The organism is Bifidobacterium colobi, from assembly GCF_018555455.1.
GTDB classification, from domain to species: domain Bacteria; phylum Actinomycetota; class Actinomycetes; order Actinomycetales; family Bifidobacteriaceae; genus Bifidobacterium; species Bifidobacterium colobi.
The window spans coordinates 484,707-496,259 of record NZ_JAFEJU010000001.1 but is presented as its reverse complement, the minus strand read 5'-3'; the positions used below and the strand labels follow the sequence as shown (position 1 = coordinate 496,259).

The 11,553-nt window shown below is 59.6% G+C and carries 9 protein-coding genes; 3 read left to right on the top strand and 6 right to left on the bottom strand.

Annotated features, from left to right (window positions below):
• Positions 1–402 precede the first annotated feature (402 nt).
• Positions 403–870, bottom strand: coding sequence for a cell division protein CrgA (gene crgA, locus JS530_RS02070; RefSeq protein WP_214375541.1), 468 nt, complete (start codon positions 868–870; stop codon positions 403–405).
• A gap of 88 nt (positions 871–958) precedes the next feature.
• On the opposite strand from crgA, the gene JS530_RS02065 reads away from it, so the two are divergent.
• The 3 genes from JS530_RS02065 to JS530_RS02055 are packed head-to-tail and all read left to right on the top strand — an operon-like array spanning position 959 to position 3,632.
• Positions 959–1,765, top strand: a complete 807-nt coding sequence (locus JS530_RS02065) for a DUF881 domain-containing protein (RefSeq protein ID WP_214375540.1) — start codon at positions 959–961, stop codon at positions 1,763–1,765.
• A gap of 8 nt (positions 1,766–1,773) precedes the next feature.
• Positions 1,774–2,934: a class E sortase gene (locus JS530_RS02060; RefSeq protein ID WP_214375539.1), complete on the top strand. Its 1,161-nt coding sequence runs from the start codon at positions 1,774–1,776 to the stop codon at positions 2,932–2,934.
• 53 nt (positions 2,935–2,987) lie between these two features.
• A complete protein-coding gene (locus tag JS530_RS02055) occupies positions 2,988–3,632 on the top strand; it encodes an anthranilate synthase component II (protein WP_214375538.1) in 645 nt (214 codons plus the stop codon).
• A 139-nt stretch (positions 3,633–3,771) separates the two neighbouring features.
• On the opposite strand, the gene pknB is transcribed toward JS530_RS02055, so the two are convergent.
• From pknB to JS530_RS02030, 5 genes are read right to left on the bottom strand one after another with little or no spacing between them, the layout of a single operon-like run.
• Complete coding sequence (pknB, locus tag JS530_RS02050; RefSeq protein WP_425350837.1) at positions 3,772–5,802, bottom strand: Stk1 family PASTA domain-containing Ser/Thr kinase; 2,031 nt, start codon at positions 5,800–5,802, stop codon at positions 3,772–3,774.
• A complete protein-coding gene (locus tag JS530_RS02045) occupies positions 5,799–6,749 on the bottom strand; it encodes a serine/threonine-protein kinase (protein ID WP_214375537.1) in 951 nt (316 codons plus the stop codon). Before JS530_RS02045 ends, pknB begins: the two co-directional genes overlap by 4 nt.
• Positions 6,746–8,212: a peptidoglycan D,D-transpeptidase FtsI family protein gene (locus tag JS530_RS02040; protein WP_214375536.1), complete on the bottom strand. Its 1,467-nt coding sequence runs from the start codon at positions 8,210–8,212 to the stop codon at positions 6,746–6,748. The genes JS530_RS02045 and JS530_RS02040 overlap by 4 nt, the downstream gene beginning before the upstream one ends.
• Positions 8,209–9,891 (bottom strand): FtsW/RodA/SpoVE family cell cycle protein, encoded by a 1,683-nt coding sequence (locus JS530_RS02035; protein WP_214375535.1) that lies wholly within the window; start codon positions 9,889–9,891, stop codon positions 8,209–8,211. Before JS530_RS02035 ends, JS530_RS02040 begins: the two co-directional genes overlap by 4 nt.
• On the bottom strand, positions 9,888–11,552 hold the full coding sequence (locus tag JS530_RS02030; RefSeq protein WP_214375534.1) for a PP2C family protein-serine/threonine phosphatase: 1,665 nt from the start codon (positions 11,550–11,552) through the stop codon (positions 9,888–9,890). Before JS530_RS02030 ends, JS530_RS02035 begins: the two co-directional genes overlap by 4 nt.
• Position 11,553: the final 1 nt, after the last annotated feature.

The following is an 11,553-nucleotide window of genomic DNA, read 5'->3' as shown; positions in this document are numbered from 1 at the left end:
CTCGGTGGCGCATTGTGGATAACTCAGTGTTTTCTACCAACCTAAAAGTACATAGAACGGGCTGAATCGTCAACAATGCACAGTTATCCACGACTTATGCACTGTTCAATCCCCGTTATCCACGGGTTATCCACGAGTTATCCACCAAGTTTTCCACATTCTGTGGAAAACTACAGTGATGTAATTCATCCACATTGTGTGGATAAGCGTGTGGATAACTCGTGGATAAGTGGTGGATAGTTGGGGATAAATCCCCATGAGGGCGGTAGTTATACACCGTGATGGGAACCCCACCATCGGATACGGGGTGCATAGCGGCAAACAAAAAACCGACTCCCCAATACGGGAAGTCGGTTATCAACACAACAATCTGGAACGAACCCGAGATTGTGAGCAGCGAACTCAGCGCCAGCCCATCGTCATCAGGAAGCCGATCATAATCAGCGCAAAGCCAATAGCCAGATTCCATGCACCGATGTTCGGAATCGGCCATGCGCCGGACGGGGAGAGGTAGTACACCACGCACCAAATCAGGCCAATGACCATGAAGGCGCAGAACACCGGCACGAACCAGCGAGGATTGGACTTGGTGCCCTTGATGGTTTCCTCAACGCGCTTGGTGTTCTCAGCCTGACGGTTCATCATGCGCTGCATCTGCGGAGTCAGGGTGGACTTGTCGGCGGTGGCGTTCAGCACAGCCTGCACCTGATCCATATCGACGCCGTAGGTCTCATCCTCCTCGGATTCCTCGGCAGCGGTCTCAGCGGCGTCCTTATCGGCCTTGCTGGCCTTAGCGTCATCGGTGGAAACCTCGTTTTGCCAGTCCTTCTGGTCCTGCGAGTCGTTTTCGTGCAGCTCTTCGTCAGCCATCAGCGTATTCTCCATTCAGTAGGCTAAAAGTCATAATAGTGGCTAGACTCGAAACCGGTGAACACACCGTGTGAAAGACGGGATTATTATGGCCAGGCACCAAGGAAAACATAGCGCACGCCGCTCGTGGCTCAGTGGTGCCGCCGCGTTCGTGGTCATTGCGCTTACCGGATTCCTGCTGAGCACCAATGTGCGCGTGAACCGCACCACCACGGTGAACAATGACACCGCCGACCTTGTGGAACATAGTGTGGCCGAGGTCTCCCAGCTGCAGAATGATGTGAATGATCTGCAAAAGCAGGTTAATAATCTTACTGACGCGCTGGGCGCAACGGGCTCAAACAAGAACGGCACCGGCAATTCGAATAGCGGCTCCAATGCCGAGACCAGCACGGACGCCAACAGTGACGCCAGCCTGATGCTCCCCGCGGTTTCCGGACCGGGCCTGACAGTAACGCTGGATGATTCACCGCTCTGGGAGAACGCGGTGAACGACAACGGCACCACGGCCAATATCAATGATTATGTGATTCATCAGCAGGATGTGGAATCGGTGGTGAACGCGTTGTGGGCCGGTGGAGCAGAGTCCATGAAAATCATGGATCAGCGCGTGCTGTTTAATTCCGCCGTGATTTGCTCGGGCAATGTATTGTCCATCCACGGTAAGAAATACGCGCCGCCCTTCACCATCTCCGCCATCGGTGACCCGGCGTCGATGCGCAAAGCGCTCAACGACTCCCAAGCCATTACGATCTTGAAGCAGTATGTGAGCGCATTCGGCATTGGCTATAAGGTGGAAAACAAAGAGAATCTGCAGTTTGAGGCCACCACGGCATTGCTGCAGCAGTTCAAATACGCCACGGTCGACACGTCGAAAACCAAGGGCGGGGAGTAACAGCGTTTATGAGACATGGAGCACATGGCCGCACCTCACAGGCACGGGGCGCAGCAGTCACCAGCGTCGGCACCAATGCCGGCATGCAGACACGTCGAGGTCCGCTCTGGCAGGCCTTAGGCATTCTGGCCGAGCTGCTGCTCACCGCAGCGGCGATTTGCGCGCTGTATATCGTCTGGCAAATGTGGTGGACCGGTGTTGAAGCCGAACAGGCGCAGAATCAGACCACGCAATCCGCCGAATGGTCGGCTCCGGGCTCGGATGGCAACGGCAGCACCGCTATAGCCAAAGCACAGCAGGGCGATCCGCCGGTACAGCCTAAAGACCCCAAGTACGGCGACCTGATCGCGCAGGTGTACATTCCCCGCTTCGGTAGTCAGTGGCACCGCAATCTGGTGGAAGGCACTACGCTCGAACAGATTAATCGCCACGGACTCGGGCATTACCAAACATCGCAGCTGCCCGGTCAGCTAGGCAATTTTGCGCTCGCAGGTCACCGTAACGGCTATGGTCAGCCGCTCGGTGATGTGGACAAGCTCCAGGAGGGCGATGCCATCATCGTGCGCACCAAGGATTATTGGTATGTCTACCATTACACGCGCTACGAGATCGTGCTGCCCACCGAAGTGCGCGTCATCGCCGCCAACCCTGAGAATCCGAACGCCGAACCCACCAAGCGCATGATCACCATGACCACATGCGAGCCGAAGTACACCACGCCGACGCATCGTTGGATCAGCTATGGCGAACTTGCCTACTGGGCCAAAGTTTCCGATGGCGTGCCGAAGGAACTGGCCACTACCGATGCTTCCGGCAATGTGAAGTTCGCCATCAATGATTCCCCCTCGCTGGCTTCGCGCATCGGTTCGCTCGACAAAGTGGTATTCGCAGCGCTCCTCGCATGGCTGATTCTGTTCATCGCCGCCGCCGTGGCATGGCGCTGGCCGGTATTGCGGGCCATCAAACTGGGCGAACGCCGCCGCCCGGATGCCAGCATCTACGGCACGCTGCTGCGTCTGCAGCCCGGTGTCGCGCCGATTCGCTGGCTGCTGTTGACATTGCTGCTGTTCGCCGCGGCCGCCGCACTGTTCCAATGGGTGTTCCCGTGGAGTGCCGCGAACATTCCATTCCTCAATCAGATGTCGAACTTCGTGGCCGTACCGGAGTAAAGCCGGCGCACCTGAAGTAGTATGGCAGGCAAAGCGACTTCAAGGAGAGCAGTATGACCGATTCCGCGCACATTCTGGTGGTGGACAACTACGATTCGTTCGTATATACGATTGTGGGCTATTTGAAAACCCTTGGTGCCACGGTGGACGTGGTGCGCAATGATGCCATCGATCCCGCCGCCCCCGGTGTGCTGGATGGGTACGACGGCGTGCTGATCTCCCCGGGACCTGGTGCTCCGGCTGATTCCGGTGCCAGTGAGGATATGATTCGACTGTGCGCGGCTCAGGATGTGCCGATGTTCGGTGTGTGCCTTGGTTTGCAGGCGCTCGCTGAAGTGTATGGCTGCACGGTGGACCATGCGCCCACGATTATGCATGGCAAGACCAGCCAAGTGGAACATATCGATGATGAGATTTTCGAGGGGGTGGCCAATCCGATGACTGCCACCCGCTACCATTCGCTGGCCGTGGAGCCTGATTCCGTGCCGGATACATTGGTGGTGACCGCGTGGACCGTGGGCGACCACATTGTGCAGGGCGTGAAGGTCAAGGGCAAGCGCATGTATGCGGTGCAGTTCCACCCCGAATCGGTGATGACACAGGATGGCTACCGTCTGCTGGCCAATTGGCTGAAGGTGTGCGGGCAGGAGAACGCTGTGGCTAAGTCCGCAGGATTGCAGCCGAAGGTAACGAAGTAGTCGGTACTGGTTGTAATAAAGCAAAGGCACCAGCGTGAAAGCTGGTGCCTTTCGTCGTTGTGAGGTCTCCCTCAGTCAGCCTTAAGGCTGACGGCTCCCTCATTCTTGCCTCCCTCTGATGAGGGAGGTGGCTTGGCGATTACTCGCCAGTGGCGCCGCCATTGTTGGTGCCGTTACCGTTGCCGGATGCGCCGGCCTTGGTGGTGATGGTCACCGTGGATCCCTTATCCACTTGGCTGCCGGCACCGGGGTCGATGCTGACCACCACAGCGCTGCTATCGGTGGGTCCGTTGGTTGCCGCGACCAGTCCCACGGCTTCCAGCTGCAGCTTGGCGGTGGCGTAATCGGTACCTGCGCTGATGGACGGCACGGTGACCTTCTCCTTGCCGGTGGACACCCAGATGGTAATCGTGCTGCCCTGCTCAATGGTCGAGCCGGCGGCAGGGTTCGTGCGGGTGATGGAGCCGGACGGCACCGAATCGGAGGCTTCGGTTTCCACCACGAAGTTGAACTTGCCGTTGTACTGCGACAATGCCGCATCCTTGGACTGCCCGACGAGGTTCGGCATGCTGGTCATACCGGACGATACGTAAATCGTGATGGTGGATCCCTTGGTGGCTGGGGAGCCTGCGGCCGGATCGGTGCGGGTCACCTCATCCTTGTCGATGTCGGCGCTGTCCTCGGTCTTGACCGAAGAGCTCACCTTGAATCCAGCCTTTTCCAGCTTGGCGCGCGCCTCGCTCTGGCTCATGCCCTTCACATCCGGCACGGAGACGGACTGCGGGCCGGCGGAGAACCAGACACTCACGCTAGAGCCCTTGGCCACCTTGCTGCCGGCCTTCGGGCTCATCTTGGTGCAGGTGCCTTCCGCCTCGGTGGAATCGGTATCCTGCTTCTCCACCATCTTGAGGCCCAATGCGTTCAGCTTGGCCTCCAAGCCGTCCTTGGAGGTTGTGGCAGTGCATTCCGGCACGGTGACCATCTCGGCGGTGTTCTTGTGGGAGCCGCCCAGCGCAAACACCAATCCCACCACAATGGCAATAACAGCGATGGCGCCAATGATCGAGCCGATGATGATCTGCTTCTTCTTTTTGGCCTTAGCCGCGGCTGCACGCTGCTCGGCACGTGTTTTCAGCGCATTCTGCTGGGCCGCGTTGGTCGGCGGCACTTGTTCGAACTGCCCGGTTACCGGGTTGAATGCTTGAGTTGGCTGGGAAATCGCGGCAGTGGGCTGTTCGCGTTCGGCTTCCTTACGAGCCTTCACATTGGACAGGTCCGTCAGCGGGTTGAACGCGGCGGCCACCGGCACGCCACCGTTCATGTAGGTGAGAATGTCGTTCTTGAACTCGCCGGCCGTGGCATAGCGGTTCTGGCGATCCTTCGCCATAGCCTTGGCCACGATGGAATCCCACATCTTCGGCAGGCCCGGTACCACAGCGCTCGGCGGAGTCGCCACCTCGGAGACGTGCTGGTAGGCGATGGCCACGGCGGAGTCGCCGGTGAACGGCGGGCGCCCGGTCAGCATCTCGTAGAGCACGCAGCCTGCGGAATACAGGTCGGAGCGCATGTCCACGGCCTCGCCGCGCGCCTGCTCGGGGGAGAGGTACTGTGCGGTGCCCACCACGCCCTGCGACTGGGTCATGGTGGCTGCGGAATCATCCAATGCGCGGGCGATGCCGAAGTCCATGACCTTGACCACGCCCTGCTCGGAAATCATGATGTTGCCGGGCTTGATATCACGGTGGATAATGCCCATACGATGCGAATAGTCGAGGGCGCTTAAGACGCCGAGCATCACCTGTTCGCAGTCGCGCTGGCTCAGTGCACCGTTCACCTTGATGATATCGCGCAGGGTCTGACCCTTGACGTATTCCATCACGATGTAAGGCAGGCGCTCGGTGTCGCCGGCATCGGTGGTGATGGTTTCCTCGCCCGAATCATAGATGTTGACGATATTCGGGTTGTTCATCTGCGCTACGGAGCGCGCTTCACGGCGGAAGCGGGCAAGGAAGATTTCATCATTGGCGAGTTCGGCGCGCATGATCTTCACGGCCACGGTACGCCCCAGACGGGTGTCAAGCGCGATGCGGACCTCGGCCATGCCGCCGCGTCCGATGAGCTGGCCAAGCTGGTAGCGGCCTCCGGCCAGTGCGTTAGGCATGTTGCTCATTGCTTATTTCCTCCCAATCGTGAAGCAGGAGTATCCAAAACGATTCGTGGCGTGCTCATCACCCTGCGGGGGATGCGCATTCCCTTGGTAACGATGGTCTGATCGGTCATTTCGGTTTGCTGGTCGAGCAGTCGGCGTTCGATGCGGGCCAGCGTGCGGGACACCACCAGCGCATCCTTCGGCCGGTCGAGCGGATCCTTGGCCAGCATGGACATGACGAATTCACGCAGCTGAACGTCCACTGAGTCAGGCAATGGCGGCACCGGATTGTTCACGTGCGCGGCGGCGATATCCACCGGAGTGGCGCCGGTGAATGGGCGATGGCCGGACAATCCCTCGTACGCCACAACGCCCAGCGAATAAATATCCGATTGCGGCGTGGCCTGCTTGCCTTGCGCCTGCTCGGGGGAGATGTACTGGGCGGTGCCCACCACCATGCCGTCCTGGGTGATTTGCCCCTGACCGGTGGAGTAGCTCACGCCGAAGTCGGTGATCTTCACTTCGCCACTGTCCGACACCATGATGTTGGCGGGTTTCACGTCACGGTGAATCACGCCATGCGAATGGGCCACGAACAGGCCGCGCGCCGTCTGAATCAGAATCGGCAGCAGCTCGGTGGGCTCCATCGCACCCTTCTCATGGAACAAGTCGGCCAGAGAGCGCGAAGGCACATATTCCATAATGAGGAAACCAATGCCATCATGCTCGTAGTACTCAAACAGCGCGGCGATATTCGGATGCGCAAGATTGGCGGAATTATGCGCTTCCGCACGCAGTCTGCGCAACTTGGCCTCGGCATTCGTGGCATCGGAGCGTAACGCCTTGATGGCTACCGGCCGGCCGAGCTGAATGTCGTAGCCCTTCCAGACCTCTCCCATGCCGCCTTGAGCCAGACGTGCGTCCAGGCGGTATCGGCGATGAATAAGCTGTCCTTCAATCAGTCTCATTGCTGCAGTGCCTCCTGAATCATCGCGCGCATAATCGGGCCGGCTGCGAGCGAACCGAGTAGATCGGTGTTGTGTACCATAACCGCCACGGCAATCTGAGGATCATCCGCGGGCGCAAAACCGATGATCCAACCATCGATGCTGGAATTGCCCTCGCCGATCTGCGCGGTACCGGTTTTAGCGGCAATGGAGATGCCGTTAATGGCCAGTGACGGATAGGTTTGCGTAATCACACTTTCCATCATCGTGGTCAGCTTGTCGGCCGTATCCTTGCTGAACACTCTGCCCATGGTCTGCGGATTGGTTTGGCTGATAACCGACAAATCCGAGGCGCGCACGCGATCGACCAGCGTAGGACGCAGTAGTTTGCCATCGTTGGCGATGGCCTGCGCCACCATAGCCATCTGCAACGGCGTGGCCTTGGTGTCACCCTGGCCGATCGAGGCCAGCGCAACCTTGTCTTCGGTAACGTCGGTGGGGAAGGAGGATGCGGTGGCGGTCATTGGCGTGCCGGTTGACGTGGTGCCATCGATGGTGATGGTGCTGTTGAAACCGAGCGAGGTGGCCATATCGTTGACCTGATCGTCGCCCAAAGCCACGCCGAGCTGAGCGAACGCGGTGTTGGACGAGTAGGCGATGGCGTTCTGCAGAGTGATTTTGCCATCAGTACCATTGCCCTGCACCTCGGCATTGGGCAGCTGCGTGCTCGTGCCAGGCAGCGTATAGGTGGCACCGGCAGGAATCTCGGTATCGGTCTGATAGTTGCCGGTTTCCAATGCGGTTGCCGCCACAATGGTTTTGAACGTGGACCCCGGCGGATACAGCTGCGAGGTGGCGCGGTTGATCATCGGGCTGTTCTCACCGGCGGCCAGATCGTTGTAGGCCTTGGAGGCACTGTCCGTATCGTGGGTGGCCAGCTGGTTCGGATCGTAGCTTGGTGTGCTCACCATGGCCAGAATGCGGCCGGTTTTCACTTCGATGGCCACGGCAGCGCCGTCGCGCGAGCTCAATTGATCGTACGCCACCTGCTGCAGTTTGGGATCGATGGACGTTTCGATGGAGGCACCCTGATTGCTGCTGCCGGTGAGCATGGCCTTGGCGCGCTGCCAGATCAGCGAATCGGCCTCACCGCTGAGCAGCATGTTACGGGATGCTTCAAGGCCGCGATCAGCAGTCTGATTGATGGAGAAGAAGCCGGTGACTGGAGCGTACAGGGGGCCGTTCGAGTAGGTGCGCTGGTATTTGAATGCGTCATTGACCGGTTCGGATTGCGCCATCACCGTGCCGTCCGAGGCTAGAATCGCACCACGATAGGCGCCCAGCTGATGGTAGAGCGCACGGGCGTTGCGCGTATCGCTGTTGAGCGAGTTGGCGCGAATCGCCATGATGATGGACGAGGAGAGTCCCAACACCACGAACAGGCACACCACGGCGGTGAACAGCTGACGCAGATACTTATTCATGCGCGTGCACCTCCATGTCTAGGACCGTGATGTTTACGAGTGGAACGATGGGTATTGGCGGGTGGATTCGGCGGCGTTGACGGCAAGGTTGGCAGCATGCCAGTCGGCGTGGTGCGTGCCTCGGCTTCGAAATCGTTGGCGCCTGGTGCGTGACGCGTGGTATCCACGATGGCCTGCAACGAACTGGTGTTCTCTGACGCCTGATGCGTCCGATCGATGATGTCGTCGGACAGATCAGGCACATCATAGGAGTTCGCGGATGCGGCCGAAACGGTGCGCGGGCGGGCGATGGGTTCGGTGGCGCGGGCGCGCTCCTCAAGTTCCTTGTCGCGCAGTACCGCCAGCGCCTCGTATTGGAAGGATTCGGAGGTGAGCTCCGGCTCGGGTTGATTGGCGGCATCGGAAATCACAATCAGCAGTGCCGCGAGAATATAGTTGGCGATAAGGCTGGAGCCACCGGCCGCCATGTAGGGCAGTGTAAGACCGGTGAGCGGAATCACCAGCGTCACGCCGCCAACCACGGTGAACACTTGGAATGCCATCGTGAATACGAGGCCGGAAGCCAGGAGCTTGCCGAAGCCATCCTTGATTTTCATGGCGGCGATGAACCCGGATGCAATGATGATCAGGTACAGCATGAGGATCGCCAGCACGCCGGTCAATCCCAGCTCTTCACCCAATGCGGTGTAGATGAAATCGGAATTGGCGAAGGTGGTCAGCGACGGATGACCTTGGCCGAGACCGGTGCCTACCATGCCGCCGGATGCGAGACCGAAAATGCCGGTGACGAGCTGCCAGGAGCCGCCGTACGGCTTGTTGTACTGCTCGTTGCTGAACGGGTGCAGCCAAGCGTCAACGCGCTGGCCAACATGGCTGAATACGCTGGCGGCAAGCACCGCGCCTACGGCGAAGGCAATCAGGCCGATTACAATCCAGCTTTTGCGGCCGGTTGCCGCGTACAGCATCGCCACGAACATGGCGAAGAACATCAGCGACGTACCCAGATCGTGCTGCATAATCAACACGCCCATCGAGGCTACCCATACCACGATGATCGGGCCCAGATCCTTGATGCGCGGCAGCTGCAGACCGAGGATCTTCTTACCGCCTACCGCCAGCTGATCGCGGTGATCGAACAGGTATGCGGCGAAGAAGAACGCGAGGAACAATTTGGCGAATTCGCCGGGCTGGAACTGGCCCAAGCCGGGAATCTTCACCCAGATGCGTGCGCCGTTGACCTCTTGGCCGAGCACCGGCAGCATCGGGGAGAGCAGCAACACCAGGCCGACCACCATCGACACGTAGGAGAAGCGGCGCAGGACGCGGTAATCCTTCAGAAACACGATGATCAGGCCGCTTAATACCAGTGCGATGCACAGCCACATGAGCTGTCGTTGACCCACTTGGGTGGTCATGCTCTGGTCGATGCGCGCAATCATCGTTACACCGATGGCGGTGAGCAGCAGCACGCACGGCATGATGGATTGGCTGGCATACGGCTGGAATTTGACGGTTAGCCCCCACAACACGAGATACAGTACGGCAGGAATGCACAGCAGCATCGTGTAGCTGGCCGGCCAGGATTCCGTGGTGCGCTCAAACATCTGAATGAATGCGATCGCGCCAATGGCCATGGCGATGAGCAGCAGGCCGATTTGACGTAAACGGGTGACGATCATTGATTGCCCCCTGTGGCAGCGTCGTTCGCCGCGCCGATGCTGGGCTTATCCGAAGAGGAGGAATCGGACGACGTTGAGGAGTCAGTGCTGTCCGATTTGTTGGCATCGGAGCTGGAGTCGGACGAGCTGGAGCTGGACGAGTCAGACGAGTCAGACTTCTTGGCTGCGTCTGCTTCCTGCTGCTTCTTGAACTTGTTCATCTCCGTGCGAATAATGCCCACGTGGGACTGCGCTTCGTCCAACGAATCCACGGCAATGCCCTGATTGATCTGGTCACGCCAGGTCTGCGGCAGTTCGGACAGCGAAATCGTGGTGCTGCTCACCTCGTGGGAGAGTTCCATGCCGAACAGATTGGTGGGCACGCCTTGGTAGATCGCAACCTTGCCGTTGCTGTTGCCCACATAGTAGCGCGTCTGACTCCACAGATAAGTGCCGCCGCCGATGCCAAACAGTGCGGCGACCACCACAAGCACTGTGAAGAAGATGGCGAGGCGCACGCGGCGCTTCTTGACACGCGTGGCACGGGTCTGCTGCGCCTGCTCCTTGCGGATGGCCTGCGCCACCGCCGGATCGTTGGGGTCTGCGGAGAGTCGACCATCAGAATGCTGCACTACCGGAATCTCACCGGTATCCGGATTCGAGCGTTCGCCGGTCTCCTCGCGCACTGCGGACGGCTGCGCCACGCGTGCGCCGGTAGGTTCGGCCGTGGCCGGTGCCGGAGTGTTCTCGTGAGCGCTGGCCGGTTGCATCAGCGCGGCCGCACGCTGGGCGGGGGAGTTATCCACGCGCAGCGCCGGCGCGGTGGCCACCGGTTCGTTCACGATATCCGCAATGGTTTCCAAACTGTTGCCGGCGGCACCGCCTACAAGCGGCGTCTGATGCGGCAAATCGAATGCATTGGCATCCAAGGCGAGCGTGGCATCGGCGATGACGGCGGTCACGTTATCCGTACTGCCCGCGCGCAGCGCCATCTGCACGAGATTCTGCGCGCATTCGCCCTGATCGGAGAGCGTGGTCATCGTCTCTTCGATGGTGGAGTCTTCGAGCACGCCGCACAGGCCGTCCGAGCACAGCAGCCAGCGATCGGCTGGATGGGCTCGGCGGATGGAGATATCCGGACGCGGATCGATGTCGAAGTCACCGAGCACGCGCATCACCACATTGCGCTGCGGGTGATTCTTAGCCTCGGCCGGCGTGATGCGGCCGGTATCGATTAAATGCTGCACATAGCTGTGATCACTAGTGATGCGGCTCAGATGGCCGTCGCGCAGCAGATAGGCGCGCGAATCACCGATATGGGCGATTACCCAGTAGCCGGCGACCAAGGCCACGGCAGTCACTGTGGTACCCATGCCGGCGAGCTTACGTTCGCGCTTGGCCTTGCCCACGATGGCATCGTGCGCGGCCATCACCGAGGTTTCCATCATCTTGGCGATGACCTGAACATCGCCACCGGTATCATCCTGCTCGATATGAGCCAGTGAGCGGATGGCGATGGTGGATGCCGTATCGCCGCCCGCGTGACCGCCCATACCGTCGCAAATGGCGATCAGATGCTCGCCGGCGAACGAGGAATCCTGATTATTCGCGCGCACGGTACCCACGTCGGACACGGTGGTGGAATACAAGAACAGCGGTTGAGAAGCGGCGGAATTAGGCATG

Coding starts and splice junctions, on each gene's coding strand:
- JS530_RS02065 (WP_214375540.1), top strand. CDS start 959: ATGGCCAGGCACCAAGGAAAACATAGCGCACGCCGCTCGTGGCTCAGT.
- JS530_RS02045 (WP_214375537.1), bottom strand. CDS start 6,749: ATGAGACTGATTGAAGGACAGCTTATTCATCGCCGATACCGCCTGGAC.
- JS530_RS02040 (WP_214375536.1), bottom strand. CDS start 8,212: ATGAATAAGTATCTGCGTCAGCTGTTCACCGCCGTGGTGTGCCTGTTC.
- JS530_RS02055 (WP_214375538.1), top strand. CDS start 2,988: ATGACCGATTCCGCGCACATTCTGGTGGTGGACAACTACGATTCGTTC.
- pknB (WP_425350837.1), bottom strand. CDS start 5,802: ATGAGCAACATGCCTAACGCACTGGCCGGAGGCCGCTACCAGCTTGGC.
- crgA (WP_214375541.1), bottom strand. CDS start 870: ATGGCTGACGAAGAGCTGCACGAAAACGACTCGCAGGACCAGAAGGAC.
- JS530_RS02035 (WP_214375535.1), bottom strand. CDS start 9,891: ATGATCGTCACCCGTTTACGTCAAATCGGCCTGCTGCTCATCGCCATG.
- JS530_RS02060 (WP_214375539.1), top strand. CDS start 1,774: ATGAGACATGGAGCACATGGCCGCACCTCACAGGCACGGGGCGCAGCA.
- JS530_RS02030 (WP_214375534.1), bottom strand. CDS start 11,552: ATGCCTAATTCCGCCGCTTCTCAACCGCTGTTCTTGTATTCCACCACC.